Here is a 26,620-nt window from a genome sequence, read left to right as displayed (position 1 = left end):
TGATTAACTCCAGCCAAGCGCGGTAATAGCCATATCGATGAGCTTGATGATCGGAAACGGCAACAAGATGCCGCCCAAGCCGTAAACCAGCAGATTCCGGCGCAACAAGGACGCAGCGCCCAGCGCGCGATACTTCACGCCCTTCAGCGCAAGCGGAATCAGAAACACGATGATCAGCGCGTTGAAAATCACCGCCGACAGAATCGCCGACGAAGGCGACGCGAGATGCATCACGTCCAGCACGCGCAACTGCGGATACGTCGTCGCGAACGCGGCCGGGATGATCGCGAAGTACTTGGCGACGTCGTTGGCGATGGAAAAAGTCGTCAGCGAACCACGCGTCATCAGCATCTGCTTGCCGATCTCCACGATCTCGATGAGCTTCGTCGGATTCGAATCGAGATCGACCATGTTGCCCGCTTCCTTCGCGGCCTGCGTGCCCGTGTTCATGGCGACCGCGACGTCGGCCTGCGCGAGCGCGGGCGCATCGTTGGTGCCGTCGCCCGTCATCGCCACGAGCCGTCCTTGCGCCTGATGCTCGCGGATCGTCTTGAGCTTCGCTTCCGGCGTCGCTTCGGCAAGGAAATCGTCGACGCCCGCTTCCGCCGCGATCGCCGCAGCAGTGAGGCGGTTGTCGCCCGTCACCATCACCGTCTTGATGCCCATCTTGCGCAACTCCGCGAAACGCTCGCGAATGCCGCCCTTCACGATGTCCTTCAACTCGATCACGCCCAGCGCGCGCGTCGCTTCGTTCACGCGTTCGGCGACGACGAGCGGCGTGCTGCCGCGATGCGCTACCTCATCGACGGCGTTCTGCACTTCCTGCGGAAAACGTCCGCCGCGTTCTTCGACGTAGCGCTTCACGGCATCGGCGGAACCCTTGCGAATCTCGCGATTGGGCAGGTCCACGCCGCTCATGCGCGTCTGCGCGCTGAACGCAAGAAACGTCGCGTGCAACGTGGCCATGTCGCGTTCGCGGATATTGAAGCGCTGCTTCGCCAGCACGACGATGCTGCGGCCTTCCGGCGTTTCATCGGCGAGCGATGCGAGTTGCGCGGCGTCCGCGAGATCGCGCTCCGCGACGCCCGGCGCCGCCACGAACATCGACGCCTGGCGATTGCCGAGCGTGATCGTGCCGGTCTTGTCGAGCAGCAGCACATCGACATCGCCGGCCGCTTCGACCGCGCGGCCCGACGTCGCGATCACGTTAGCCTGCATCATGCGGCTCATGCCCGCGACGCCGATCGCGGACAAGAGCCCGCCGATGGTTGTCGGAATCAGGCACACGAGCAGCGCGACGAGCGCGGTGATCGTCACGACATGGCCTTGCTTCACCGCTTCCACGGAAAACATCGAAAACGGCAGCAGGGTCGCGGTCGCGAACAGCAGCACGAGCGTCAACGCGACGAGCAGGATCGTCAACGCGATTTCGTTCGGCGTCTTCTGACGCTTCGCGCCTTCGACCATCGCGATCATGCGGTCGAGAAACGCCTCGCCCGGATTCACCGATACGCGCACGACGATCCAGTCCGACAGCACGCGCGTGCCGCCCGTCACCGACGAGAAGTCGCCGCCCGACTCGCGGATCACCGGCGCGGATTCGCCCGTGATCGCGGATTCGTCGACGGACGCGACGCCGTCGATCACTTCGCCATCGGCGGGAATCACGTCGCCTGCTTCGACGAGCACGACATCATCCTTGCGCAGCTCGGTGGACGTCGTGATGCGAATCGGCGATTTCGGATGCGGCTCGTTGAGCTTCTTCGCCATCACATTATGCTTCGCATTCCGTAGCGATTCCGCTTGCGCCTTCGAACGCCCTTCCGCGAGCGCTTCCGCGAAGTTCGCAAAGAGCACCGTGAACCACAGCCACAGCGCGATCGCGAGGATAAAACCCGCGGGCGCCTCGGCCTGGCCGGCGAGCGCAGCGATCCAGAGCACCGTCGTCAGAATGCTGCCGACGTACACGCAGAACATCACCGGATTGCGCAACTGCGTGCGCGGCGCGAGCTTTTTGAAGGCATCGACGATCGCGGGCTTCACGAGCGCCGGGTCGAACATCGAGCGTACCGCCGTGCGCGCCTGCCCGAGATTCTCCGGGCGATGCAGCGGCGTTTGATTCGATTGAGTCATGCTGTCCTCGGAATTCAATGACCTGCGATCATGGTGAGATGCTCGACGATGGGACCGAGCGCGAGCGCAGGCACATACGTCAACGCGCCGACGAGCAGGAGCGTGCCGATCAGCAGCACCACGAAAAGCGGACCGTGCGTCGGCAGCGTGCCCGCCGTCACGGCGAGACGCTTTTTCGCCGCGAGCGAGCCCGCGATCGCGAGCACCGGCACGATCGAGCCGAAGCGGCCGAACCACATCGCGATGCCGAGCATCGAGTTATAGAACGGCGTGTTCACCGAAAGGCCCGCGAACGCGCTGCCATTGTTGTTGGCGGCGGAACTGAACGCGTAGAGGATTTCGGAAAAGCCGTGCGCGCCCGGATTCGCGATGCCCGCGGTGCCCGCCGTTGTGAGCACGGCGATCGAGGTGCCCGCGAGCACGATCAACGGCGTGAGCAGAATCGCGACGGACACCATCTTCATCTCGAACGACTCGATCTTCTTGCCGACATACTCCGGCGTTCGTCCGATCATCAGACCCGCGACGAACACCGCGAGCAGCGCGAAGACGAGCATCCCGTAGAGACCCGAGCCGACGCCGCCGAAGATCACTTCGCCGAGCTGGATGAGGAGCATCGGCACAAGGCCGCCGAGCGGCGTCAGCGAGTCGTGCATGCTGGTGACCGCGCCGCATGATGCCGCCGTCGTCGCGACCGTGAAGATGCCCGATTGCGCGATGCCGAAGCGCGTTTCCTTGCCTTCCATGTTGCCGCCCGCCTGAGACGCCGACGCTTGTGTGTCGACATGCAGCGACGCAAAGAGCGGATTGCCCGCCTGCTCAGCCGAAATCTCGCCGATACACGCGGCCGCGAACGCGATGGTCATCGCGGCGAGCACGGCGTAGCCCTGACGTTTGTCGCCGACCATGCGCCCGAACACCACGCACAGCGCCGCGGGGATGATCAGCATCGCGAGCATCTGCATGAAGTTCGAGAACGGCGTCGGGTTCTCGTACGGATGCGCCGAGTTGGCGTTGAAGAAACCGCCGCCGTTGGTGCCGAGCATCTTGATCGCTTCCTGCGAAGCGACCGGGCCCATCGGCAGCGTCTGCTTGTCGGCCTTGAGCGTCTGCGTGACGGACTTGCCTTGCGCATCGGTCGATTGCGTCTGATAGGTCGTGACCTGAAGCGTCGGCACATCCTGATACGCCTTGAAGTTCTGGATCGCGCCCTGGCTCACGAAGACGAGCGCGAAAACGACCGCGAGCGGCGCGAGGATATACAGCGTCGCGCGCGTCAGATCGACCCAGAAATTGCCGATGGTCTGCGCGCTATGCCGCTTGAAGCCACGAATCAGCGCGACGACGACCGCGATGCCCGTCGCCGCCGACAGGAAGTTCTGCACGGTGAGGCCGAGCATCTGCGCGAGATAGCCGAGCGTGCTTTCGCCGCCGTAGTCCTGCCAGTTCGTGTTGGTGACGAAGCTGACGGCGGTGTTGAACGCGGCATCGGGCGTCATGCCGGCCATGCCTTGCGGATTGGCGGGCAGCACGCCTTGCAGACGCAAGAGCGCGTACAGCACGAATGCGCCGAACACGTTGAAGAGCAGCACGGCGAGCGCGTAGTGCTTCCAGGACATTTCGGCATCGGGATCGACGCCGGCGATGCGGTACAGCATCGCTTCGATCGGCCGCCCGATCTTGCGCACGACGACGGACGAACCGTCGAGCACATTGGCCATGTAGCGCCCGAGCGGAATCGCGAGCGCGATCAGCACGACGATGAACGTCGCCGTCTGCATGAAGGTATTCGCGTTCATTCGAGATCCTCCGCACGCAAGAGCGCGTACACGAGGTACACGAGAAGCAGCAGCGTCGAGGCTGCCGCGAGCCACATCATCCAGGCGTTCATGAGCGGCCTCCCGGCACGCGGCGGCGCAAGATCTCGCAGCCCTTCGTGAGCGCCACGCAAAGCCCCCAGAAAAGGACGATGCCAGCGAGGTAAAGCAGGTCCATTGTCGTGTTCTCCCCTTGTGCGGTTCAGGACAGGGTGGAGATTAAGGAAATGGACGTAAAGGGCGGGATAAGAGTGGGAGGCGGGGTGTAAAAATCGTGTAAAGACGGCGAGGGGGCGCGACGCGAACCTATGCACCCCGCTCCGCTAGAATCGAGCCTTCAGCGCACGGCCGCGCTTTACGAAGAAGACAGGCATTCATGAAAATCGCCACCTGGAACGTCAACTCCCTCAAAGTCCGCCAGCAGCACGTCATCGACTGGCTCGCGCTCTCGGGCGTCGACGTGCTGTGCCTTCAGGAGCTGAAACTCCCCGACGAGAAATTCCCCCGCGCCGAGCTCGAAGCTGCCGGCTACAAAAGCTGGTTCGCGGGACAGAAGACATATAACGGCGTCGGCATCCTGGTACGTGCCGATGCGGGCTTCGACGTGGATGAAATCAGCGTCGTGCGCAACATCCCCGGTTTCGAGGATTTGCAGCAGCGCGTGATCGCCGCGACTATCGACGGTGTGCGCATCATCTCCGCGTATTTCCCGAACGGACAGGCGCCCGGCTCCGAGAAATTCGCCTACAAGATGCGCTGGCTGGATGCGCTGCGCGAATGGCTGCGCGAAGACATGGCGCGTCACCCGCAGCTCGCGCTACTGGGCGATTACAACATCGCACCGGAAGATCGCGACGTGCACGATCCGAAAGCATGGGAAGGCCAGAACCTCGTGTCGCCCGAAGAGCGCGCGCATTTCACGCAGCTCGTCGAACTCGGCCTGACTGATGCCTTCCGCAAGTTCGAGCAGCCCGAAAAACTCTTCACGTGGTGGGATTACCGGATGATGGCGTTTCGCCGCAACGCGGGGCTGCGCATCGACCATATCCTGCTGTCGGCGGAACTGGCCGCGCGCTGCACGGCATGCGAAGTCGACAAGGCGCCGCGCAAGTGGGACCAGCCGTCGGATCACGCGCCCGTAATCGCGACGTTCGGCTGATCCCGTTCGGAACGCTCACGCGTCGATATGCAGTTCCTGTATCTTGCGCGTGATCGTATTGCGGCCGATGCCCAGGCGCTCCGCCGCTTCCACCTTGCGTCCGCGCGTGAAGTCGAGCGCCTCGCGGATCACCGCGGCTTCGAAGCGGCGCGCGAGTTCGTCCATCACGTCGGCGGAATTTTCGCGCAAGAGACGCGCGACTTCGGTACGCAAGCCGTTTTCCCACACGCTCGCCGCGACGCCCACAGGCGCCGCCGCAATCTGCGCGGACGCGACGCCGTTCGCGGCGGCCGGAATCGCCGCGACCGTGCCATCCGTCGATACGGCGAGACTTTCCGCGCTGACGTCCTGACGCGGCGTGAGATCGGGAGGCAGATCCTTGCGCTCGATCACCTGCGCGGGCGCCATCACCGTGAGCCAGTTGCACAGGTTCTCCAGCTGACGCACGTTGCCCGGAAACGGCAGCGACGCGAGATACGCGAGCGCATCGTCCGATACGCGCTTGGGCTCGACGCCCAGATCGCGCGCACTCTTCTGCAGGAAGTGCCGCGTGAGCAACGGAATGTCCTCGCTGCGCTCGCGCAACGCAGGCAGACGCAGGCGAATCACGTTCAGCCGGTGATACAAGTCCTCGCGAAACAGACCTTGCCGCACGCGCGATTCGAGATTCTGATGCGTCGCCGCGATCACGCGCACGTTCGCCTTGAGCGGATTGTGCCCGCCCACGCGATAAAACTGCCCGTCCGACAGCACGCGCAACAGTCGCGTCTGCAGATCGAACGGCATGTCGCCGATTTCATCGAGAAACAGCGTGCCGTTCTCGGCCTGCTCGAAGCGGCCCTGGCGCATCGCCTGCGCGCCGGTGAACGCGCCGCGCTCGTGGCCGAACAGTTCGGACTCCAGCAGATCCTTCGGAATCGCCGCAGTATTCAACGCGATGAACGGTCCGGTCGCGCGTGGGCTATGTCGGTGCAAAGCGCGCGCGACAAGCTCCTTTCCGGTGCCTGATTCGCCCGTGATGAGCACGGTCGCCGCCGAATGCGACAGGCGGCCGATCGCGCGGAACATGTCCTGCATCGCCGGCGCCTGGCCGAGCATCTCGGGCGTCTCGGTCACGCGATCGTCGTAGGCCGCTTCGCCGCGCATGCTTTCGTCGACGGCGCGGCGGATCAGCTCGACGGCCTTGTCGACATCGAACGGCTTGGCGAGATATTCGAACGCGCCGCCCTGAAACGCGGCCACGGCGCTGTCGAGATCCGAGAACGCCGTCATGATGATGACCGGCAGGCCCGGCAAGCGGTCCCGCACGGTTTGCAGCAATTCGAGCCCGGAGCCGCCCGGCATGCGGATGTCCGAGACGAGCACTTGCGGGCTCTCTCCTTCGAGCGCGGCGAGCGCGTCGCGCACGCCGGAGAAGCTGCGCGTCGTGAAGTTTTCTCGTGCGAGCGCCTTTTCCAGCACCCAGCGGATGGATTGGTCGTCGTCTACTATCCAGATCGGCTTCATATCGTTCGGCGAGAAGTCTTCGTATGGTTCGGTGTGAGCCCGTCGAAACGGTCAGGCGTCAAAGCAGGATGCACTACGTTCCTTGGCGTGAAGTCGCTGGTCAACTCTCGAACGGCAACAGGATGGCGAATTCGGTGCAGCCGGGCCGGCTCTCCACTTCGATCAGGCCATCGTGCTGATGCACGAACGACTGCGCGAGCGTGAGGCCGAGTCCGCTGCCGTCTTCTCTGCCCGAAACGAGCGGGAAGAAGATCCGGTCGCGGATTTCGCTGGGGATGCCCGGACCGTTGTCAGTGATATGCAAGTCCAATGCCAGTTTGTGCAGCTTCTTGCCGATCGTCACCTTGCGCGCGATGCGCGTGCGCAGCTCGATCTTCGCGTCGCCTTGTGAAATGCGTTCCTTCAGCGCTTCGGCCGCGTTGCGCACGATATTCAACAACGCCTGGATCAACTGTTCCTTGTCGCCGCGCAAGTCGGGCACGCTTACGTCGTAATCTCGCTCGATGTTGAGGCCGCGCGGAAACTCCGCGAGGATCACCGCGCGCACGCGCTCGCAGACTTCGTGGATGTTCACATCGCCGACGATATGCGGATGCCGGTGCGGCTCCAGCAAACGATCGACGAGCGTCTGCAAGCGATCCGACTCCTTGATGATCACCTGCGTGTATTCGCGCAGTTCGTCGCGTTCGCGCGCGCCCAGCTCGAATTCGAGCAACTGCGCCGCGCCGCGAATGCCGCCGAGCGGATTCTTGATTTCGTGCGCGAGATTGCGGATGAGCTGCTTGTTGACCGCGGTGAGATCGTGGAGCCGCTCCTCGCGATCCGTGCGCAAGTGACGCTCGTTCTCGAAGAGCTCGAGCAGCACGTAATCGGGCGCCGCTTCGAGATAACCGACGATCGCATGCACATGCACCGGTTCGCGGTTCTGCCGCTCGAGCACGGCATCGAGCCGCGTCGCGTTGAAGCGGTTCTCCGCGATCGATGCGATCGTGGTCGCGAGCTCGTCCGCGTTGGCGAAAAGCTCCGGCCAGTTCATCTGTGTCAACTGCTTGCGCGACATCTCCAGCATGGCTTCCGCCGATGGGTTCGCGTAGGCGATCCTGAGATTGCGCATGTCCAGCACGAGGACGTTCGTGGGCAACGCTTCGAAACCCGGCAGCAGTCCGCTCGCCGCCAGTTGCGTGTCGTCGGAGAGCGCGTCGGCGTGGCCTTTGCGCGCCTTGATCAGATTCTTGAGCACCATCGAGCAGTCAATGAGGTCGTTCGTGACACCGATCTTCTTCTCGTTTCATGACACTGAGCAGCGATTAAAAAAGGGACGGCGCGCCGTCCCTTTTGTTCACTGCGTAGCACACGTCGCGCGCTTCATCGAACTGCTCATGACAAAACGCGCTTCGATCACGCTGCTTTACAGCGAGTAGTACATCTCGAACTCGATCGGATGCACCGCCTGACGATAACGCTGCAGCTCGTTCGTCTTCAGTTCGATGTAGGCGTCGAGCATCGAATCCGTGAACACGCCGCCGCGCGTCAGGAACTCGCGATCCGCGTCGAGCGCGTCGAGTGCCTCGTCGAGGCCCGCGCACACGGTCGGGATCTTCTTGTCTTCTTCCGGCGGCAGGTCGTACAGATTCTTGTCCGCGGCTTCGCCCGGATGAATCTTGTTCTGCACGCCGTCGAGACCCGCCATCATCAGCGCGGAGAAGCACAGGTACGGGTTCGCCAGCGGATCCGGGAAGCGCGTTTCGATACGGCGGCCCTTCGGATTGCTCACGTGCGGAATACGGATCGACGCCGAACGGTTGCGAGCCGAGTAAGCCAGCTTCACCGGCGCTTCGAAGTGCGGCACGAGGCGCTTGTACGAGTTCGTGCCCGGGTTCGTGATCGCGTTCAGCGCGCGCGCATGCTTGATGATGCCGCCGATGTAGAACAGCGCGAATTCCGACAGGCCCGCGTAGCCATTGCCCGCGAACAGGTTCTGACCGTCCTTCCAGATCGACTGGTGAACGTGCATGCCCGAACCGTTGTCGCCCACGATCGGCTTCGGCATGAACGTCGCCGTCTTGCCGTACGTGTGCGCCACGTTATGGATGATGTACTTCATCTGCTGCAGCCAGTCCGCGCGCTGAACCAGCGTCGAGAACTTGGTGCCGATTTCGTTCTGGCCCTGGCCCGCCACTTCGTGGTGGTGCACTTCGACCGGAATGCCGATCTGTTCGAGCAGCAGACACATTTCCGAGCGGATGTCCTGGAACGTGTCGACCGGTGCGACCGGGAAGTAGCCGCCCTTCGTGCCCGGACGGTGGCCGGTGTTGCCGCCTTCGAATTCCTTCGCCGACGACCACGGTGCTTCTTCCGAGCCGATCTTCACGAACGTGCCCGACTGGTCCGTGTTCCACTGCACCGAGTCGAAAATGAAGAATTCCGGCTCCGGACCGAAGTAGGCGGTGTCGCCCAGGCCCGAGCTCTTGAGATAGGCTTCCGCGCGTCGCGCGAGCGAACGGGGGTCGCGCTCGTAGCCCTTGCCGTCGGCGGGCTCGACCACGTCGCAGGTCAGAACGAGCGTCGACTCTTCATAGAACGGGTCGATGAACGCGGTGTCCGCATCCGGCACGAGCAGCATGTCCGACGCTTCGATGCCCTTCCAGCCGGCGATGGACGAACCGTCGAAAGCGTGGCCGCTTTCAAATTTGTCTTCGTCGAATGCCGAAACCGGCACGGAAACGTGTTGTTCTTTGCCGCGCGTGTCGGTGAAGCGGAAGTCGACGAACTTGACGTCCTCGTCCTTGACGAGTTGCATGACGTCGGCCACGGATTTACTCATTACCTATCTCCTGATTAACAAAAGTCGGCGAATCGCTTCGCCGCCCCGACCAATCCTGTACATCAATTCAATCGAGGATGGAAAAGCAGCTTCCGTGCCAAGCGCACCATCTTTGCGCTTAAGCGCTTGAAGCAGCGCGCGTTTTTGGGTGAAACCACTTCGCTTGCGATAGGCGGCGTCTGCCCTGCCGCTTGTTCAACCAGCACCATTTCGGTGCGCTCACATCGATCCAGTATGACTAAAGCACTTTTTCAGTGCGCATGTAATCTCATGCACCAAATCAGCGCACCCGATGCTCGCCTCACGCGCCACGCTAGAATGATTCTTTGCGCTTAACGGAGACCGATACGCCATGAGCACGCTCGAACAACTGTATAGCCAGGCCGGCAAACGTGCCGCCGACAACAACTTGACCTACGCCGGCGCGTTCGCGCCCGCCGAAGCATTCGAACTGCTGCAACTCGACCCGCGCGCCTGTCTCATCGATGTTCGCACGCGCGCCGAGCTGGACTGGGTCGGCCGCCCTGCCGTCGATGGCGCGCAGTACGCGCACATCGAATGGACTCGCTACCCCGGCTCAGTGCCGAACGCCGAGTTTATCGAACAATTGCGGCAGGTCGCCACCCCGGATACGCCGGTCGTGTTTTTGTGCCGCAGCGCCGCGCGCTCGAAGCTCGCGGCAGTCGCGGCGCAGAAGGAAGGATATGCGCAAGCCTACGACCTGCTCGAAGGCTTCGAAGGCGACAAGGACGGGCAAGGGCATCGGAAAACGGTGTCGGGATGGTGCTTTCGTAAGCTGCCGTGGATCGGGGCTTGAGCGTCGTGCTCAGGCCGGCGCGTCGAGCACATTGCGCGCGCGCCTGACTCTCGCTTCATCGACGGGCGCAAGTCCCTTCCCGTCGACGCGCACGCCCGAACCGAAGTGCACCGCGCGCACGCGCGTCGCGGCGACGAAGGACGCGAGCGCATCGACGGTCAGTCCGGCGCCCGCCAGCACTGTGCAATGCGTGTCCGCTGCCTTTTCGACGAGCTTTCCGATCGTCGCTTCGGCTTCCAGCACGGAAGGCTTGCCGCCCGATGTCAGCACGTTCGTGACGGCATCGAATCGCAGCAGCGTATCGAAGGCGGCGAGCAGATCGCGTGATTCGTCGAAAGCGCGGTGGAACGTCAACTGCAAGCCGTCCGCCGCTTCGATCACGCGCGCGAGTCCGTCGGTGTCGATGGCACCATCCGCGCGCAGCATCCCCACGACGATCGCATTCGCCCGCGTCTTCGCGATCGCGCGCACGTCGCGCAGCATGACGGCGTAGTCGTCGGCATCGTAGACGAAGGCGCGGCTGTGCGGCCGCACGATCACGTTGACCGGAATGCCGACCGCCTCGGTCACCGATTCGATCAGCCCGATGCTCGGCGTCAATCCGCCCTCGCCCATCGCCGTGATGAGCTCCAGCCGGTTCGCGCCGCCACGCTCCGCGGCGCGCGCGTCGGCGACGGTCGTCGCGATGACTTCCAGCAGCGTCACTTCGCGTCCTCCGGCGGCACTTCCACGACTTCGCCGCCGAGCGCGATCACGCCTTCGCGCAGCACGTCGAACGCCGCGTTCGCCTGCTCCGGATCGCCCTTCACGCCCAGATCGATGTGCGCGCGCGCATAAAGCGCCCCGCGCGCCGCATCGCCGACGCTCGGCAGGCTGAACGCGCGCACGCCTTCGAAATCGCGCTCGATCGCCACCATCAGCGGCGTGATGCGCGACTCCGGCAGACCGAACACGAGCAGCGACCGCTCGACGTGCGGCGTCGCGTGATGCAGATGCGCGTACATCGTGTCGAGCACCCATTCGATCATCGGCCAGGCCATGACGGGAAAGCCCGGCACGAAGTGATGATCGCCGAACGAAAAGCCCGGAATCTTGTTGTAGCTGTTCGGGATGATCTCCGCGCCGCGCGGAAACGTGCCCATGTTCAGCCGATGCAGGTTCTCGGGCGACTCCAGCTCGACCGGCTTGCCCGCCTGCGCCGCCGTGTCGCGGATGCGCGCGCGAATCAGTTCCGCCGCTTCGGGATGCAGTTCCAGCGGCACGCCGAGCGCCTGCGCGGCGCACTGACGCGTGTGATCGTCGGGGGTCGCGCCGATGCCGCCCGTCGAAAACACGATATCGCCCGAGGCGAACGTGCGCGCGAGCGTCGCGGTGATGCGAGCGGGATCGTCGCCGACGTATTCGGCCCAGTCGAGCGACAGGCCGCGCGCACTCAGCAATTCGATGATTTTCGGCAGATGCTTGTCGGTGCGGCGGCCGGACAAGATCTCGTCGCCGATGATGATGACGCCAATGCCCATGAATGCCCCTTTGTTCTTACAGTGAGACGTCGCGGGATTCGACCGTGATCGCCGGATAGTGCGGTTCGCTCGCGCGCAGCCGCTCCAGCGCGTGCAGGCAATAGTGCGCGAACCAGAGCGCGGAAAACACGAGGATGAACGCATACGCCCAGATCGTCACGGCGGCGACGACCGGAAAGAGCGGCAAGAGCCAGACGGACCACGCCCAGAGCATCGTCGGCACGGAACTGAGGAGGCCGCTCACGATGCCGATCGCAAGCAAGGGCCAGCGCGCGTCGCGCACGATCGCGCGGCGCTCCTCCGCGCTCGCGTGGACGGCCAGCGCGTCATAGGTCATCACGCGATACGTGAGCCAGCCCCACAGCAGCGGCGGAATCAGTGCGAAAAACGGTGGAATCAGCCACAAGGGCAGCGTCACGACGAGCAGGACGAGACAAACGACCGTGGTCACGACCGAATGCCCGAGGCTGCCGTACCACGAGCCGCCGCGCCGCTCTTCCAGCGACGAATAATGCCCTTTCGGCCGGCGCGTGAGCAGCTTGATGACGCCGGGCATCGACAACGTCGCGATGAGCAGCAACACCGTCACGACGATCAGCGGCACCGTCATGATGACGACGAGAAACGGCGCGATCACCGCATGCAGCGACGCAAAACCGACCGCATCGAAGAGACGATACATCCACGAGGTCAGCGACCACGCGTCGAGCCAACTGTTGGCGGCGCCGGTGAGCGTTTGCCAGAAGAACCAGAGCACGGCGCCCCAGACCACGGTGGCGACGCCGAAGGGCATCAACGTCAGCCAGAGCATGCGCGGATGAAAGACGTTCGCAAGCGCGCGCACGAACGAACGCAGCAAGTCACTCATGCGTGATTCGTAGAAGAAGAAAGAGGAACCGACAGGATAAACCAGCGCCGCGCGCGGGCGCTGGTTTGATGGGGAACGTTCAGACGGCCGCCGAGTTGTCCGACGCGGACGACCCCGCGCGGCGGGCGGTAAGACGCGCGGCGATGCGCTTGAACGCGAGCCAGTGCTGCTCGATGAAACCGTCGCCGTAATGCACCGGCTTGACGCCCGGCGCGCCGAGCTGGTCGCGGATGCCGGTCGGCTCGACGGTGCGGTCGAACGAAGCCGAGCGGAACAGGATGTCCCAGAACGCGAACAGCACGCCGAAGTTGCAGCCGTAGGTCGTGCCTTCGTGACCGAAGCCAATCGCGTGATGGCGGCGATGGAACGCCGGACTCACGATGATGCGATCGCCGAGCCAGCCGAAATGCAGCCGGATATTCGCGTGCTGCACGCTCTGCATGAAATTCGTGATGGCGACGAGCACGACGAACTGCGACGGCTCCACGCCGATCACGAGCGCGACGCACGCAAAAAAGCTCGCCTGCAGGATGTCGTCGAGCAGATGGTTGCGGTCGTCGGTCCAGAGCGACATCTTCTGCTGGCTGTGATGCACCGCGTGCAGTTCCCACCAGATGCCGACACGATGCTCCAGACGGTGATACCAGTAGCCCGCCAGATCGAGAATCAGCAGATAGATGACGAAAGTGACGAGCGGCTGCGTTGTCACGCCGGGCCACAGATTGTCGATCTCGAGATTCGGGACGTTGTGGATGCGCAGCCAGCTCTGCATCGAATCGAAGAGCGGCTGGAACGTGAAGAAGAAAAACAGATTGAGAATGCCGAGCTTGACGATCCACGTGTAGAGAATGTCCACACGCACGCCTTTGCGGTCCTTCCATTCTTCCGCCGGGCGAAACGCTTCGAGCGGGCGCAGGATCGCGTACATCGCGAGGACTTCCAGCACGCCGACGATGACCCAGTACAGCGCGTCGTAGGTGTCCTCGTCGTAGTCCATCATGCCGATCTTGTACAGCAGCGGCTGCACGACATCGACGTAGAGCAGCGTTTGCAGCCAGGAAACGAGACCGTCCAGCGACGAAAGAATGGAATGAAACATGGTGCTCCGTGGTGCTTGCGGCCGTCCGGTGCGCCGGCCCTTCCTCAATCGTAGTACAGGGCGCGAATGCGCGCCCTGTCTGCTTACGCCCCGTTCGGCGCCGTCACCGGCGCACGGTTGTAGAAATAAATACCGTGCGGCGACCGTCCGACCTTGATGGTTTCGATCAGCTTACGATTCGCGAGGTCGATCACGCCGACGTGCTTCGCGAAGCGGAACGTCACCCACAGATACTTCTTGTCGGCGGAAAGTTCCATGTCGTCCGGGCCGGGCAGCAGACCGGTGATGTCGCCGACGTTCGTGAGCGTGTCCTCGTCGATGATGCTGATGGTGTTCGCGACGCGATTCGACACCAGCACGTGCTTGCCGTCGACCATCGAGCGGAAGTTGTGCGCGCCCTTGCCGGTCGTGATGGTCTTGACGACCTTCTGGTTGCGCCAGTCGACCACGGCTACATAATCCGCGCCCGTCATGCCGACGAGCAGATACTTGTCGCCCGGCGTAAGCCAGACGCCCGCCGGCACCTTGCCGACTTTCATCTTCCATTTCACGGTCTGCGTCGGCAGGTCGATCGCGGCGATTTCGCCGGACACCTGCAGCGAGATGAACGCCGTCGAGCTGTCGTTGGTGAATGCAATATGGCTCGGCATCGTCGCGAGCGGCAGACGCTTCGCGATGGAAACGTTCTTGCCGTCGAAATGATAGATATCGAGGCGATCGAGCCGCAGGCCCGTGGACACGAACCATTTCTTGTCCGGCGAGAAACCGAGCTGATACGGATCTTCGATGTCCTGCACCCAGCGCTGGAACGCGCCGGTTTTCGGATCGACGAACATCAGGTTGTTCGACACCGAATTCGCAACGATCAGCGACGAATTGTCAGGCAGCGGCATCAGGTGATGCGGCTCTTTACCCGTCGGCACGGTGCCGACGACCTGATGCGTGTTCTCGTCGATGAGGCTCAGCGTGGCTTCCGCCGAGTTGAGCACGATGACATTGTTGGCGAGGGCTGCGGTGGCGACGAAAGCGGCGCCGGTGGCGATGGCTGCGCGTGCGGCGATCGCACGCAAACGGCCGGAACGGAAAATAGTGCGCATGAATTTTAGGCTTCGGAGAGCAGGCGTCATTGTAGAACGTTTGCCTCGCGCGGCGCGTTGACGGGGTGCGGCTTTTTGCGCAATACGCTGATTCAGCGCACGGTTTCGGCAAAAACCTACCGCTGCATCGATTCCCAGACTTTGTGGAGGCGTTTCACGGAGACCGGCATCGGCGTGCGCAATTCCTGCGCGAAGAGCGACACGCGCAATTCCTCCAGCAGCCACCGATACTCCGAAAGCCGCGCATCCGCGACGCCGCCGCGCTGCGACATCGCGCGCTGATAGTGCTGCGCGAGCGGCAGCAGATCGGCGGCGAGACGTGCATCGCGGGCGGGATCGGCCTTGAGCTTGTCGGCGCGCTGCGCGATTCCTTTCAGATAGCGCGGGAAATGCGCGAGCTGCGCATACGGCGTGTCGATGACGAAACGCTTGCCGATGAGCGCGCTCAACTGCGCCTGCATATCCGCATACGCCGACGTGAACGATTTCACCTGCGCCAATTTTTTGGCGAGCGCCGCGTATTCGGCCAGGATCGTGCCGGCGAGACGCGCGATTTCGTTCGCGAGCAGCGTGAGACGCCCTTTCGCGGCGTCGCGGCGGGCATGGAAGCTGGCGTCGTCGTCGGGCAGCGGGTCTTGCAGGCACGCGCGATCGAGCGCCGTTTCGACGATCTGATCGCGCAGTTCGTCGGCGGTGCCGAGCGCCATGTATTGCATCGACATTTCGCGCAGTCCCGGCAGGTTCTTCTCCAGATAGCGGATCGGCTCGCGCAGTTGCAGCGCGAAAAGGCGCCGCAGCCCCGCACGATGGATGCGCACCGCTTCCTCGGGCGAATCGAACACTTCGACGTCGCAATGCGTGCCGCGATCGACGAGCGCCGGATAACCGAAAAGCGTCTGCCCGCGCCGGCGGATTTCCAGCAGCTCGGGCAGCTTGCCGAAATTCCACGTCGTCAGGTTTTCGTAGAGCGCCGTGCCTTCGCTCGCCGATTGCGTCGGCGGTGCGCTGGCGTCGCCGGTCAGCGCGTCGAGCGCGGCGACCGACGTCAGCTTCTGGAACTGCTGCTGCGCCTGCCCGCCGAGCTCCGCGCGCAATTGCGCGAGATTGCGGCCCATCGCGAGCTGGCGGCCGTGCTCGTCGATCACCTTGAAGTTCATGAACAGGTGCGCGGGCAGCGTTTCGAGCTTGAAATCCGCGCTTTTCACGGCGATTTGCGTTTGCTCGCGAATATCGGCGATGAGCGCATCGACGAGCGTGCCCGCGCCGAACTTCGGCCCGGCGTGACGCCCGGCAAAAGCCGCCGCGTATTCCGGCAACGGCACGACGTGACGGCGCAGCTTCTGCGGCAGCGATTTCAGCAGCAGTTGCGTCTTCTCCTTGATCATCCCCGGCACGAGCCATTCGACGCGGCGCGCATCGACCTGATTCAGCCCGTAGAGCGGCACTTGCAGCGTCACGCCGTCGCGCGGCGAGCCCGGCTCGAAGTGATACGTCAGCGTCATTTCGATGCCCGACATCGTCATGCGCTTCGGGAACAGATCCGTCGTGACGCCGGCGGCCTCGTGGCGCATCAGGTCGTCGCGCGACAGGAATAGCAGCTTGTCGTTGCCCTCTTTCTTCTGTTCGTCGCGATACCAGCGCTCGAACGCCGCGCCCGTCCACATGCCTTCGGGAATCAGCGAATCGTAGTAGCCGTAGATGAGTTCATCGTCGACGAGCACGTCCTGACGGCGCGACTTGTGCTCCAGTTGCTCGATGTCCGCGACGAGCTTGCGGTTGTGCGCGAAGAACGGCAGGCGCGTGTCGAATTCGCCTTCGACGAGCGCGCCGCGAATGAACAGCTCGCGCGCATATTTCGCGTCCTGCCTGCCGAAGCTCACGCGCCGCCGCGCGTAGACCGTCAGACCGTACAGCGTCGCGCGCTCGTAAGCGACGACCTGCGCGGCCTTTTTCTCCCAATGCGCATCCGACAGCGATTTCTTCAGCAAATGCGCGCCGACCGTTTCGAGCCATTCCGGCTCGATCTTCGCGATCGTGCGCGCATACAAACGGCTCGTTTCGACGAGTTCGCCCGCCATCACCCAGCGCCCCGCTTTCTTTAGCAGCGCCGAGCCCGGCCACAGATGGAACTTGATGCCGCGCGCGCCGAGATAGTGCGGCTCGTCGTCGGCTTTCAGCCCGACGTTGCCGAGCAAGCCCGTCAAAAGCGAAAGATGCACCTGTTCGAAAGTCGCATCGGATTCGTTCAGACGCCAGCCGTGTTCGCGCACGACCGTCAGCAGCTGCGAATGCACGTCGCGCCACTCGCGCAGCCGCATGTGCGACAGGAAATTCGCGCGGCACGCATCGGCGAGCTGCTTGTTCGATTTCTTGTGCGCGACCGCTTCCTCGAACCACTTCCAGATGCGCGTCCATTGCAGGAATTCGGAGCGCTCGTCGACGAACTGCCGATGCGCCTGATCCGCCTGCTCCTGCGCCTCGATCGGCCGGTCGCGCGGATCCTGCACCGACACCGCCGAGGCGATGATCAGCACCTCTTTGAGCGCGTGATGATCGCGCGCGGCGAGAATCATGCGGCCGACGCGCGGATCGAGCGGCAGGCGCGCGAGTTCGCGGCCGAGCGGCGTGAGCGCGTTGTCGTCATCGACGGCGCCGAGCTCGTTGAGCAACTGATAGCCGTCCGCGACCGCGCGGCCCGGCGGCGGCTCGATGAACGGGAACGTTTCGATCGCCGTCAGATGCAGCGACTTCATCCGCAGAATCACGGCCGCGAGCGAAGAACGCAGGATTTCCGGATCGGTGAAACGCGGCCGCGCCTGAAAATCCGCTTCGTCGTAAAGACGGATGCACACGCCGTCCGCGACGCGCCCGCACCGGCCCGCGCGCTGGTTCGCCGCCGCCTGCGACACCGGCTCGATCTGCAACTGCTCGACCTTGTTGCGATACGAATAGCGCTTCACGCGCGCCATGCCGGTATCGACGACATAACGAATGCCCGGCACCGTCAGCGATGTTTCCGCGACGTTCGTGGCCAGCACGATGCGCCGCGCATTCGACGGCCGGAACACGCGCTCCTGCTCCTGCGCGGACAGACGCGCGAAGAGCGGCAGAATCTCCGTATGCGGCGGATGATGCTTGCGCAGCGCTTCCGCCGCGTCGCGGATTTCGCGCTCGCCGGGCAGGAACACGAGCACATCGCCGGGACCGACGCGGCACAGCTCGTCGACGGCATCGACGATGGCTTCCATCAGATCGCGATCGGCCTTGCGATCGTTGCGCTTCGGCGGCGTGCCTTGCGCGTTGCGGATCGCCTCGCTTGCCTCTTCGATCGGCCGATAGCGCACTTCCACCGGATACAGCCGCCCGCTCACCTCGATCACCGGCGCGGGCTTTTCGTCGCTGCCGAAATGGCGCGCGAAGCGCTCGGCGTCGATGGTCGCGGACGTGACGATCAGCTTCAGGTCGGGGCGCTTCGGCAGGATTTCCTTCAGATAGCCGAGCAGAAAGTCGATGTTGAGGCTGCGTTCGTGCGCCTCGTCGATGATGATCGTGTCGTAGGCCGTCAGCAGCGGATCGGTTTGCGTTTCCGCGAGCAGAATGCCGTCGGTCATCAGCTTGACGGACGCGCCGGGCGCGAGGTTGTCGGTGAAACGCACCTTGTAGCCGACGACTTCGCCGAACGGCGTGCCGAGTTCTTCCGCGATGCGCCGGCCCGTCGCCGAAGCGGCGATGCGGCGCGGCTGCGTATGCCCGATCAGGCCGCTGCCGCCCGCGCCGAGACCGCGACCGAGCGCGAGACAGATTTTCGGCAATTGCGTCGTCTTGCCCGAGCCGGTTTCGCCGCTCACGATAACGACCTGATTCGCCGCGATCGCGCGTGCGATTTCCTCGCGCCGGCCGGAAACGGGCAGCGCTTCGGGGAACGTGACCGGCGGAATCGGATTCGGCGTGACGACGCGCGGCGCGCGCGGCGCACGTGGTTCGCGAGGCGCGCGCGCTTCGGCCGACCGTTCGACGCGTGGCGCGGTTTGCGCTTCAGGCTTGCGCGCCTCGACGGGTTTCGCCTGCTGAACGCGCTCGGCCCGCTCGGCCCGCTCGGCCCGCTCGGGTCGCTGCGGACGAGCGGCTTGCTCGCGCCGGTCGTCGTTGCGCTTCGGGCGCGGTTGTGCAGCCGGTTGCGCCGCATCGCGCGGTTTCTGCGCACGCGGCGGCGACGGCGGCTGCGCTTTCGCAGCCCGCTCGGGCGGTTGTCGTTGTTGCACCGGTTTCGGGGGCGCGTCGGCCTTTTTTGGTTGCGGCGGTGCTGCGGAAGCTGCTTTTCCGCCTGCAAAACGCCGCGCGGCGAGTTCCTTCTTGCTCAAGCCCGGCGCTTCGCCAGAATCGGACGCATCCGTCCCCTCCCGCGCTTCGCGCAGCAGATTTTCACGCAGTTGTCGCAACTGCTCCTGAGTATCGAGGGATTTGTCGGCGGACTGGGACTTGGCCGCCTGATCGGGGCGTGATGGACGAGAAACATTCGGCATAGCGTCGCATTATAATCCCGGGATGAATTCCCAAACCGACCTCACGATGACCGCGACGCAGCCGGCAGCCGAGCCCGAAGCGCCGAATCCGCACGCCCAGTTCGTCGACTGGATGCGCTCCGTTGCGCCCTATATTCACGCGTTTCGAAACAAGACGTTCGTCGTCGCGTTCGGCGGGGAGCTCGTGCAGGAAGGACGCCTGAACGCGCTCGTGCAGGACGTCGGCCTGTTGCACGCCATGGGCATCCACGTCGTGCTCGTGCACGGCTCGCGCCCGCAGCTCGACGAGCAACTGAGCCTGCACGGCGTCGAATCGTCGTTTTCGCACGGCTTGCGCATCACCGACGCCCGCGCGCTCGAATCCGCGAAGGAAGCCGCCGGCGAAGTGCGTCTCGACATCGAGGCCGCGATCAGCCAGGGCCTGCCGAACACGCCGATGGCGCACGCGCACATCAGCGTCGTGTCGGGCAACTTCGTGACGGCGCGGCCGGTCGGCATTCTGGACGGCGTCGATTTCCAGCACACGGGCGTCGTGCGCAAAATCGACGGCGACTCCATCCGCCAGTCGCTCGCATCGAACAAGCTCGTTCTGTTGTCGTCGCTGGGTTTTTCGCCGACGGGCGAAGCCTTCAATCTGTCGATGGAAGACGTCGCGTCCGCCGCCGCCATCGCGCTGCGCGCCGACAAGATCATTTTCGTGACCGAAATCGACGGTCTGGTCGATGCAGAAGGCGAACTGATCCGCGAAATGTCGCTCGACGACGCGTATCGCCTGCAGGAAAGCGGCGAGTTGCAAGGCGATACCGCGTTCTATCTGAAGCACACGGTGCGCGCGTGCCGCGGCGGCGTCGCGCGCGGCCACATCATTCCTTACGCGCTCGACGGCAGCGTGCTGCTCGAACTGTTCCTGCACGACGGCGTCGGCACGATGATCTCGTACGAGAACCTCGAAAGCCTGCGCGAAGCCACGCCGGACGATGTCGGCGGCATTCTCACGCTGATCGAGCCGCTCGAATCGGACGGCACGCTCGTGCGGCGCGGACGTCACCAGATCGAGCGCGATATCGACCATTTCTCGGTCATCGAGCACGATGGCGTGCTGTTCGGCTGCGCGGCGCTCTATCCGTACACGCAGGAGCGCATCGGCGAAATGGCGTGCCTGACCGTCGCGCCGGAAGCGCAAGGTTCAGGCGACGGCGAGCGTCTTCTGAAACGCATCGAGCAACGTGCCCGCGCGCGCGGCCTCACGCGCATCTTCGTGCTGACGACGCGCACCGAGCACTGGTTCCTGAAACGCGGCTTCGTGAAGGTGACCGTGGACGATCTGCCCGAGGATCGCCGGCGTCTCTACAACTGGCAGCGCAAGTCGCTCGTCCTGATGAAACAGCTTTGAACACGATTTGAGAAGCGCGAACGGCGCTTCGTCCCCGATACAGGAGAAACTCACAATGGCTCGAATGGTTCAATGCGCGAAACTCGGCAAGGAAGCCGAAGGACTCGATTTCCCGCCGCTGCCGGGCGAACTCGGCAAGCGCATCTACGAAACGGTCTCGAAGGAAGCGTGGCAAGGCTGGCTCAAACAGCAGACGATGCTCATCAACGAGAATCGCCTGAACATGGCCGATCCGCGCGCGCGTCAGTATCTGATCAAGCAGACCGAAAAGTATTTCTTCGGCGAAGGCGCGGATACGGCGTCCGGCTACGTGCCGCCGCAAAGCTGAGATCGCGCGGTTATCGCACTGAAAAACCGGCCCCCCGTGGCCGGTTTTTTGTTGTCCGCGTGCCGGAAAATTGTTCCGCTTAGTACATCGGTTCGTGCTGTGCAAACTCGGCGCAATCCTAAGCCGGGCAAGGCTCAGCGCCGGTTCCGCGCACTTGCCTAGACGAGCCGGTTTGCACATCGTCTGTCATCGTGTTATCATCTTGGTCGTTATCAACAGCAATTCACCATCATTCACGCGTGAATGTTTCCGGAGCACGCTTCGGGCCATAGCGCGGAAGTGACAGTTTTCATACAAAGAGGCGCGTCGGTTTCCTAGCTGGTTTTGCCAGACTCACGCCGGCCTTTTTCGTCTCACGTTGTTTTATCGCCGACGTCGCGGCCCATCCGCGGCAACTCAGCCATTCAGCGCTGCGTTCGCCGTCCGCACGTCAAACTCGTTTGCTTCATCCCCGAGTGCAATTTCGCGACTACACCCGCGCGAGGCACCGGCACCGCGTTTCTTTTCGCTCATCGACTTCGAGCCGCTCGGCCGAGGTCGCGCAAAGCCTTTGCTTTCGTCTTCAAGCGTTCGCGTTGCCGTCTCGAAACTGCACTGTCCCGGCAATTTGCGTCCGTCCTCCGCGGCGACGCACCCGAGGTTCTTCTGAGCTTTCGGGATCGAATACGGAGTCTTTCGAACTATGTCTTCCCTTCACGAGGGCCTTTGGCGCACACACGATTCATCCAGTCAGAAGTCCGGTCTCACCCTCGACGACATCACGATCGTCGATCAGTCCCTGTTGAAGCGCGCTGTCGGCGCCATGGCCATCGGTAACGCGATGGAGTGGTTCGACTTCGGCGTGTACAGCTACATCGCCGTGACGCTCGGCAAGGTGTTTTTCCCGTCGAGCAGCCCGGCCGCGCAATTGCTCGCGACCTTCGGCACGTTCGCGGCCGCGTTCCTCGTGCGCCCGATCGGCGGCATGGTGTTCGGCCCGCTCGGCGACCGCATCGGCCGCAAGCGCGTGCTCGCGATGACCATGATCATGATGGCCGTCGGCACGTTCTGTATCGGCATCATTCCGAGCTATGAATCGATCGGCGTGATGGCGCCGGTGCTGCTGCTCGTCGCGCGTCTCGTGCAGGGCTTCTCCACCGGCGGCGAGTACGGCGGCGCGGCGACCTTCATCGCCGAATTCTCGCCGGACAAGAAGCGCGGCTTCATGTCGAGCTTCCTCGAGTTCGGCACGCTCGTCGGCTACGTGCTCGGCGCGGGCGTGGTCGCGGTGCTGACGGCGGTGATGTCGGAGAAAGACCTGCTGTCGTGGGGCTGGCGCATTCCGTTCATGATCGCGGGCCCGCTCGGCCTGATCGGTCTCTACATCCGGATGAAGCTCGAAGAAACGCCGGCGTTCCAGCGCGAAGCCGAGAAGGCCGAGGCCGTGTCGCACGAAACGACCAAGCAGCAGTTCCGCGAGACGCTGATCCAGCAATGGAAGCCGCTGCTGCAATGCGTGGGCCTCGTGCTGATCTTCAACGTGACCGACTACATGGCGCTGTCGTATCTGCCGAGCTATCTGTCGGCGACGCTCAAGTTCAACGAGACGCACGGCCTGTTCATCGTGCTCGTCGTGATGGTGCTGATGATGCCGCTCACGCTCTTCGCCGGCCGACTGTCGGATACGATCGGCCGCAAGCCGGTGATGCTCGCGGGCTGTATCGGCTTGCTGGTGCTGTCGATTCCCGCGCTCACGCTGATCCGCATGGGCACGGTCCCGTCGATTTTCGCGGGCATGATGATTCTCGGCGCGCTGCTCTCGACGTTCACGGGCGTGATGCCGTCGTCGCTGCCGGCGCTCTTCCCGACGAAGATCCGCTACGGCGCGCTCGCGATCGGTTTCAACGTGTCGGTGTCGCTCTTCGGCGGTACCACGCCGCTCGTCACGGCATGGCTCGTCGACAAGACCGGCAACTTGATGATGCCCGCGTACTATCTGATGGGCGCGTCGATCATCGGCATCGTGTCGGTGCTCGCGCTGCACGAGACGGCGAAGAAGCCGCTGAAGGGCTCGCCGCCGGCGGTGGCGTCGAATGCGGAAGCGCATGCGATCCTGCGGGGTCATCGTGAAGCCGCCGAGATGGACGATGCGTTCCCGGAAGGCACGGTGCGCGCGTAAGCGTTCAGCTCGTTCAGCTTCGATCGAATGGAAAAGGCCAGTGCGTTGCGCTGGCCTTTTTTTATGTCACGAGCGACACGATGCGCGCTTCGGCCTTGCCGTCATCGATATCGAGCAGCGCGAGCGTGATCGGCAATCTGAAGCGGCGCGGCCCCGCGCTGCCGGGATTCACGAAGAGCACGCCGCCGCGTCGTTCGATGAGCGGCTTGTGCGAATGACCGGTCACGACGACATCGATGCCGTCGAGCTGCTTCGGCACATCGGCGATATCGTGGACGACGTGGATCGTCGCGCCGCCGCGTTCGATGCGCGCATGCTCGGGCAAGTGCGCGAGGTCGTCGGCGAGATCGTTGTTGCCGCGCACGACGGTGAGCGGCGCGAGGGGCGCGAGCGTATCGAGCACGTCGCGCCTGCAGATATCGCCCGCATGGATGATGTGCGTGCAATCGCGCAAGGCGTCGAGCGCTTCGGGGCGCACGAGGTTGTGGGTATCGGAGATGAGCCCGATGCGCATCACGCTTCTTCGTTCGTGAGAATGCGTTCGATGCGCCGGTCCGGCACGAGCCACACGGCGGCGACGAGCGCGTAAATGGTCGCTGCGATCCACGGCTGCCAGAACGACGCGGCGATCGCGACGAGATAAAGCACGACGGAGAGCTTGCCCTTGCGGTCCGCGCCGACCGCGCGTTCGAGCGCGGAGTTTTCGCCGTGCATCGCGACGAGCGTGCGCGTGAGGATGTACCACGCGACGGCCGTCATGAAGAGCACGAAGCCATAGCAGGCGGTCGGCACCGGGCTCAGATGGTTCTCGCCCATCCAGTTGGTCGCGAACGGAAAGAGCGACAGCCAGAAAAGCACATGCAGGTTCGCCCACAGCACGCGGCCGTTCACGCGCCGGATCGCGTGACAGAGGTGATGGTGATTGCTCCAGTAGATGCCGACGTAGATGAAGCTCAGCACGTACGCGCAGAAAACGGGCAAAAGCGGCCCGAGCGCGGCGAAGTCCTCGCCGTGGGGCACTTTCAACTCCAGCACCATGATCGTGATGATGATGGCGATCACGCCATCGCTGAATGCTTCGAGCCGGGTTTTGCCCATCGTGTCCTCGCGCTGGATCGGTGCCGCCGATTATGCGTGAGGGTCGAAATCTTGTCGAACGGCTTGCAGTTCGATGACTGGCGCGGCTTTGGCGCGATGGCGCGCAATGGTAGAATCGCGTCCGCCCTGCCGGGGTGATGAAATTGGTAAACATAGCGGACTTAAAATCCGCCGCCTCACGGCTTGCCGGTTCGAGTCCGGTCCCCGGCACCAGGAAGTATCAACGCGCATGCAGGGCGCGCACCAACCGCGTCGGACTTCGAAGAATGCGTCTCTCACACCGCGTTCAACAACCGCTCCGCGTCCCTCACCGCATCGATCAGCGCCTCGATCGCCGTATCGCGTTCGAGCAGGCACACGTGCTCGATGTCGAACGGCAGCGCGTCAACGCCGACGAAACGCACCGTCCCGCCAAAGCTGTCGCGCGCCTTGCCGCCACGCACCGAAGCGATGTAATGCGGGGTGATGTAGAGCGCTACGGGCGTCATGACGGCCTCCGCGATGGTCCGGTCGATAAAACCCGAGTCTAGCGACGCGCGCCCGCTCGCTGCACCCGCCCGACGCGGGGAACCGATCCCCTCTTTCGCGGGCGAAACCGTCTACACCGCATGCCCCAGCACGCGCGCGACGTAATGCCGTCCCCACGCCTCGCCGTGCGCGATCGCCTCCGCGACCGTCTCGAACGGGCCACGGTCGCCGGTCATCTCGCCGGAATCGTCGGCGAGTTTGGAACCGTGCACCGGCTTCCGGTCGATCCGTGTCACGCGCACGCGGATCGCGTAACCCTCCGACGGGGCCGCGTCGGCGTCGCCTTCGGCCTCGAGCAGCCTGGGCACGGTCTGCATGGCGAGCAGGTAATCGCCTACTTCGATGTCCTTCTGCATGGCGGTCGTCTCCATCGATGAGGAACGCGCGGGTCGAATGACAGTGCCGATTGTGCTACCGCATCGCTGCACAAAACAAGCGGTCACGCGCCGCAATGCACTACAGTGATGCACTGCGGCACGCATGTTATAAAGCTCCGCCTGACCTCTCATTACGCCCCGCCGCGCCTCGCCGCAGCGGGCACCCACCGAATTCATCGATGAACCATCGCACCCGCCACCTGCTGCCCGTCCTGCTTGCGTTTTCGTTTGCCGGTCTCACCGGCTGCACGTCCTATTACAAGAACGTCGATGCCTGCAAGGACAAGGTGCGCGCCGAGTATCCCGACGCCGCGAGCGCGCCCCTCAAGATCACCGGTTCCGGCGCGAGTTATCATGGCTCGCGGGTGATCGTGCACGGCACGATCCAGAATCCGCCGAAGCCGCCGGCCACCAAACCGTCGCCCGTGCCCGCGGCTGCGGAATGCACGTTCAGCGAAACGTCGATGACCGGCTTCCAGTGGCTCGTCCCCGCGAAGCTCGCGCCGAAGCCGCCGGCCGCCGCATCCGACGAATAAGCCCGGCACCGTCCGCGACGAGGAGAGTCAAGCGCATGCTGCTCGCCCAGATCAGCGATCTGCACATCACGCCGCCGGGCACGCTCGCCTACGGCCGCGTCGATACCGCCGCGTATCTCGCCCGCGCGATCGACGTCCTCAATAGCCTCGATCCACGCCCCGATACCGTGCTCGTCACGGGCGATCTCGTCGATGCGGGCGGCATCGAGGAATACCGGCATCTGCGCACGCTGCTCGGGCGCCTCGCCATACCGTGGCGCCTGATGGCCGGCAATCACGACGATCGCGCGAATCTGCGCGCAGTGTTCGATGATCGCCCCGAACTCGCGGGCCATGACGGCTACCTGCACTACACGTTCGCCGCCGGCGAAGTCCGCGTGATCGCGCTCGATACGCTCGATCCCGGCTCCGGCGGCGGCCGCCTCTGCGCGACGCGCCTCGCCTGGCTCGAAGCGCAACTGGACGCCTGCCGCGACCGCCCGGTGCTGATCGGCATGCATCATCCGCCGATCGAATGCGGCATCGGCTTCATGGACGAAATCCGCCTCGCCCCCGACGACAGCCGCGCCCTCGACGCGCTCGTGCGGCGTCATCCGAATGTCGAGCGGATCGTGTGCGGGCATGTGCATCGCGCGATCACCACGCGCTTCGGCGGCACGATCGTGTGGTGCGCGCCGTCGACGGCGCATCAGGTCGCGCTGCAACTGAAGCCCGGCGGCCCCGACGCCTTCGTCATGGAGCCGCCCGCCTTCGGGCTGCATCTGTGGCGCGCGGGTGTCGGTCTCGTCACGCATTGCATGAGCGTCGAACAGGGCGGCGGGCCGCAGCCGTTCTGACGG

General features: G+C 63.9%; 23 protein-coding genes and 1 tRNA gene. 8 read left to right on the top strand and 16 right to left on the bottom strand.

Translation table 11 applies throughout. The features are described from left to right. Positions 1 to 3 precede the first annotated feature (3 nt). The 3 genes from kdpB to kdpF all read right to left on the bottom strand — a co-directional run bounded on the left by kdpB (position 4) and on the right by kdpF (position 4,024). Positions 4 to 2,061, bottom strand: coding sequence for a potassium-transporting ATPase subunit KdpB (gene kdpB, locus AWB76_RS02110; RefSeq protein WP_061158556.1), 2,058 nt, complete (start codon positions 2,059 to 2,061; stop codon positions 4 to 6). A gap of 86 nt (positions 2,062 to 2,147) precedes the next feature. Further along, positions 2,148 to 3,932, bottom strand: coding sequence for a potassium-transporting ATPase subunit KdpA (gene kdpA / locus AWB76_RS02105; protein ID WP_061158448.1), 1,785 nt, complete (start codon positions 3,930 to 3,932; stop codon positions 2,148 to 2,150). Beyond that, entirely contained in the window at positions 3,929 to 4,024 is a 96-nt protein-coding gene (gene kdpF / locus AWB76_RS02100; RefSeq protein ID WP_040049727.1) for a K(+)-transporting ATPase subunit F, read from the bottom strand. Before kdpF ends, kdpA begins: the two co-directional genes overlap by 4 nt. Positions 4,025 to 4,326: 302 nt before the next feature. Between kdpF and xth the strand changes: the two genes are divergently transcribed. Beyond that, entirely contained in the window at positions 4,327 to 5,109 is a 783-nt protein-coding gene (gene xth / locus AWB76_RS02095; RefSeq protein ID WP_061158447.1) for an exodeoxyribonuclease III, read from the top strand. A 15-nt stretch (positions 5,110 to 5,124) separates the two neighbouring features. Here xth and ntrC read toward each other — a convergent pair whose 3' ends face one another. From ntrC to glnA, 3 genes are all read right to left on the bottom strand, one after another. Beyond that, on the bottom strand, positions 5,125 to 6,615 hold the full coding sequence (ntrC, locus tag AWB76_RS02090; RefSeq protein WP_061158446.1) for a nitrogen regulation protein NR(I): 1,491 nt from the start codon (positions 6,613 to 6,615) through the stop codon (positions 5,125 to 5,127). Between the two features lie 100 nt (positions 6,616 to 6,715). After that, positions 6,716 to 7,858, bottom strand: a complete 1,143-nt coding sequence (gene glnL / locus AWB76_RS02085) for a nitrogen regulation protein NR(II) (protein WP_061158445.1) — start codon at positions 7,856 to 7,858, stop codon at positions 6,716 to 6,718. A 165-nt stretch (positions 7,859 to 8,023) separates the two neighbouring features. After that, positions 8,024 to 9,439: a type I glutamate--ammonia ligase gene (gene glnA, locus AWB76_RS02080; protein WP_061158444.1), complete on the bottom strand. Its 1,416-nt coding sequence runs from the start codon at positions 9,437 to 9,439 to the stop codon at positions 8,024 to 8,026. A gap of 352 nt (positions 9,440 to 9,791) precedes the next feature. Here glnA and AWB76_RS02075 point away from each other — a divergent pair, with 352 nt between their 5' ends. Continuing rightward, the gene (locus AWB76_RS02075; protein ID WP_061158443.1) at positions 9,792 to 10,256 is read left to right on the top strand and encodes a rhodanese-like domain-containing protein; all 465 of its coding nucleotides are present in this window, start codon (positions 9,792 to 9,794) and stop codon (positions 10,254 to 10,256) included. Between the two features lie 9 nt (positions 10,257 to 10,265). Here the strand turns inward: AWB76_RS02075 and AWB76_RS02070 are convergent, their stop codons facing one another. From AWB76_RS02070 to hrpA, 6 genes are all read right to left on the bottom strand, one after another. Then, positions 10,266 to 10,961 carry a copper homeostasis protein CutC gene (locus tag AWB76_RS02070; protein WP_061158442.1) on the bottom strand — a complete coding sequence of 232 codons (696 nt, stop codon included), beginning with the start codon at positions 10,959 to 10,961 and terminating at the stop codon, positions 10,266 to 10,268. Continuing rightward, positions 10,958 to 11,776: a competence/damage-inducible protein A gene (locus tag AWB76_RS02065; protein WP_061158441.1), complete on the bottom strand. Its 819-nt coding sequence runs from the start codon at positions 11,774 to 11,776 to the stop codon at positions 10,958 to 10,960. The genes AWB76_RS02070 and AWB76_RS02065 overlap by 4 nt, the downstream gene beginning before the upstream one ends. 16 nt (positions 11,777 to 11,792) lie before the next feature. Then, complete coding sequence (locus tag AWB76_RS02060) at positions 11,793 to 12,644, bottom strand: EI24 domain-containing protein (protein ID WP_061158440.1); 852 nt, start codon at positions 12,642 to 12,644, stop codon at positions 11,793 to 11,795. Between the two features lie 79 nt (positions 12,645 to 12,723). Further along, on the bottom strand, positions 12,724 to 13,743 hold the full coding sequence (locus AWB76_RS02055) for a sterol desaturase family protein (RefSeq protein ID WP_061158439.1): 1,020 nt from the start codon (positions 13,741 to 13,743) through the stop codon (positions 12,724 to 12,726). An 83-nt stretch (positions 13,744 to 13,826) separates the two neighbouring features. After that, a complete protein-coding gene (locus AWB76_RS02050) occupies positions 13,827 to 14,840 on the bottom strand; it encodes a YVTN family beta-propeller repeat protein (protein ID WP_061158438.1) in 1,014 nt (337 codons plus the stop codon). 116 nt (positions 14,841 to 14,956) lie between these two features. Next, positions 14,957 to 19,363, bottom strand: coding sequence for an ATP-dependent RNA helicase HrpA (gene hrpA / locus AWB76_RS02045; RefSeq protein ID WP_244173196.1), 4,407 nt, complete (start codon positions 19,361 to 19,363; stop codon positions 14,957 to 14,959). Positions 19,364 to 19,385: 22 nt separating this feature from the next. Here hrpA and argA point away from each other — a divergent pair, with 22 nt between their 5' ends. From argA to proP, 3 genes are all read left to right on the top strand, one after another. Next, a complete protein-coding gene (argA, locus tag AWB76_RS02040) occupies positions 19,386 to 20,756 on the top strand; it encodes an amino-acid N-acetyltransferase (protein WP_061158437.1) in 1,371 nt (456 codons plus the stop codon). 55 nt (positions 20,757 to 20,811) lie between these two features. Beyond that, positions 20,812 to 21,084, top strand: a complete 273-nt coding sequence (locus tag AWB76_RS02035; RefSeq protein ID WP_061134749.1) for an oxidative damage protection protein — start codon at positions 20,812 to 20,814, stop codon at positions 21,082 to 21,084. A 682-nt stretch (positions 21,085 to 21,766) separates the two neighbouring features. Next, positions 21,767 to 23,242 carry a glycine betaine/L-proline transporter ProP gene (gene proP / locus AWB76_RS02030; RefSeq protein WP_061158436.1) on the top strand — a complete coding sequence of 492 codons (1,476 nt, stop codon included), beginning with the start codon at positions 21,767 to 21,769 and terminating at the stop codon, positions 23,240 to 23,242. Between the two features lie 61 nt (positions 23,243 to 23,303). Here proP and AWB76_RS02025 read toward each other — a convergent pair whose 3' ends face one another. Then, the gene (locus AWB76_RS02025; protein WP_061158435.1) at positions 23,304 to 23,756 is read right to left on the bottom strand and encodes a metallophosphoesterase family protein; all 453 of its coding nucleotides are present in this window, start codon (positions 23,754 to 23,756) and stop codon (positions 23,304 to 23,306) included. Next, a complete protein-coding gene (locus AWB76_RS02020; protein ID WP_061158434.1) occupies positions 23,756 to 24,340 on the bottom strand; it encodes a TMEM175 family protein in 585 nt (194 codons plus the stop codon). Before AWB76_RS02020 ends, AWB76_RS02025 begins: the two co-directional genes overlap by 1 nt. Before the next feature lie 128 nt (positions 24,341 to 24,468). Here AWB76_RS02020 and AWB76_RS02015 point away from each other — a divergent pair. Further along, a tRNA-Leu gene (locus AWB76_RS02015) sits at positions 24,469 to 24,553 on the top strand. Between the two features lie 62 nt (positions 24,554 to 24,615). On the opposite strand, the gene AWB76_RS02010 is transcribed toward AWB76_RS02015, so the two are convergent. Both AWB76_RS02010 and AWB76_RS02005 read right to left on the bottom strand, forming a co-directional pair. Further along, the gene (locus tag AWB76_RS02010) at positions 24,616 to 24,828 is read right to left on the bottom strand and encodes a hypothetical protein (RefSeq protein ID WP_061158433.1); all 213 of its coding nucleotides are present in this window, start codon (positions 24,826 to 24,828) and stop codon (positions 24,616 to 24,618) included. Positions 24,829 to 24,939: 111 nt separating this feature from the next. Beyond that, positions 24,940 to 25,224 carry a hypothetical protein gene (locus AWB76_RS02005; protein ID WP_061158554.1) on the bottom strand — a complete coding sequence of 95 codons (285 nt, stop codon included), beginning with the start codon at positions 25,222 to 25,224 and terminating at the stop codon, positions 24,940 to 24,942. Positions 25,225 to 25,424: 200 nt separating this feature from the next. Here AWB76_RS02005 and AWB76_RS02000 point away from each other — a divergent pair, with 200 nt between their 5' ends. Further along, positions 25,425 to 25,781 carry a hypothetical protein gene (locus AWB76_RS02000; protein WP_061158432.1) on the top strand — a complete coding sequence of 119 codons (357 nt, stop codon included), beginning with the start codon at positions 25,425 to 25,427 and terminating at the stop codon, positions 25,779 to 25,781. A gap of 35 nt (positions 25,782 to 25,816) precedes the next feature. Next, positions 25,817 to 26,617, top strand: coding sequence for a phosphodiesterase (locus AWB76_RS01995; RefSeq protein WP_061158431.1), 801 nt, complete (start codon positions 25,817 to 25,819; stop codon positions 26,615 to 26,617). The last annotated feature ends 3 nt before the right edge of the window (positions 26,618 to 26,620 follow it).

The organism is Caballeronia temeraria, from assembly GCF_001544795.2.
Taxonomy (GTDB): domain Bacteria; phylum Pseudomonadota; class Gammaproteobacteria; order Burkholderiales; family Burkholderiaceae; genus Caballeronia; species Caballeronia temeraria.
This window is presented reverse-complemented; position numbering and strand designations above follow the sequence as displayed.

Coding starts and splice junctions, on each gene's coding strand:
- AWB76_RS02005 (WP_061158554.1), bottom strand. CDS start 25,224: ATGCAGAAGGACATCGAAGTAGGCGATTACCTGCTCGCCATGCAGACC.
- glnL (WP_061158445.1), bottom strand. CDS start 7,858: ATGGTGCTCAAGAATCTGATCAAGGCGCGCAAAGGCCACGCCGACGCG.
- AWB76_RS02035 (WP_061134749.1), top strand. CDS start 20,812: ATGGCTCGAATGGTTCAATGCGCGAAACTCGGCAAGGAAGCCGAAGGA.
- proP (WP_061158436.1), top strand. CDS start 21,767: ATGTCTTCCCTTCACGAGGGCCTTTGGCGCACACACGATTCATCCAGT.
- glnA (WP_061158444.1), bottom strand. CDS start 9,439: ATGAGTAAATCCGTGGCCGACGTCATGCAACTCGTCAAGGACGAGGAC.
- AWB76_RS02050 (WP_061158438.1), bottom strand. CDS start 14,840: ATGCGCACTATTTTCCGTTCCGGCCGTTTGCGTGCGATCGCCGCACGC.
- AWB76_RS02065 (WP_061158441.1), bottom strand. CDS start 11,776: ATGGGCATTGGCGTCATCATCATCGGCGACGAGATCTTGTCCGGCCGC.
- xth (WP_061158447.1), top strand. CDS start 4,327: ATGAAAATCGCCACCTGGAACGTCAACTCCCTCAAAGTCCGCCAGCAG.
- kdpA (WP_061158448.1), bottom strand. CDS start 3,932: ATGAACGCGAATACCTTCATGCAGACGGCGACGTTCATCGTCGTGCTG.
- AWB76_RS02075 (WP_061158443.1), top strand. CDS start 9,792: ATGAGCACGCTCGAACAACTGTATAGCCAGGCCGGCAAACGTGCCGCC.
- AWB76_RS02025 (WP_061158435.1), bottom strand. CDS start 23,756: ATGCGCATCGGGCTCATCTCCGATACCCACAACCTCGTGCGCCCCGAA.
- hrpA (WP_244173196.1), bottom strand. CDS start 19,363: ATGCCGAATGTTTCTCGTCCATCACGCCCCGATCAGGCGGCCAAGTCC.
- kdpB (WP_061158556.1), bottom strand. CDS start 2,061: ATGTTCGACCCGGCGCTCGTGAAGCCCGCGATCGTCGATGCCTTCAAA.
- AWB76_RS02060 (WP_061158440.1), bottom strand. CDS start 12,644: ATGAGTGACTTGCTGCGTTCGTTCGTGCGCGCGCTTGCGAACGTCTTT.
- ntrC (WP_061158446.1), bottom strand. CDS start 6,615: ATGAAGCCGATCTGGATAGTAGACGACGACCAATCCATCCGCTGGGTG.
- AWB76_RS02010 (WP_061158433.1), bottom strand. CDS start 24,828: ATGACGCCCGTAGCGCTCTACATCACCCCGCATTACATCGCTTCGGTG.
- AWB76_RS01995 (WP_061158431.1), top strand. CDS start 25,817: ATGCTGCTCGCCCAGATCAGCGATCTGCACATCACGCCGCCGGGCACG.
- AWB76_RS02055 (WP_061158439.1), bottom strand. CDS start 13,743: ATGTTTCATTCCATTCTTTCGTCGCTGGACGGTCTCGTTTCCTGGCTG.
- kdpF (WP_040049727.1), bottom strand. CDS start 4,024: ATGAACGCCTGGATGATGTGGCTCGCGGCAGCCTCGACGCTGCTGCTT.
- argA (WP_061158437.1), top strand. CDS start 19,386: ATGAATTCCCAAACCGACCTCACGATGACCGCGACGCAGCCGGCAGCC.
- AWB76_RS02020 (WP_061158434.1), bottom strand. CDS start 24,340: ATGGGCAAAACCCGGCTCGAAGCATTCAGCGATGGCGTGATCGCCATC.
- AWB76_RS02000 (WP_061158432.1), top strand. CDS start 25,425: ATGAACCATCGCACCCGCCACCTGCTGCCCGTCCTGCTTGCGTTTTCG.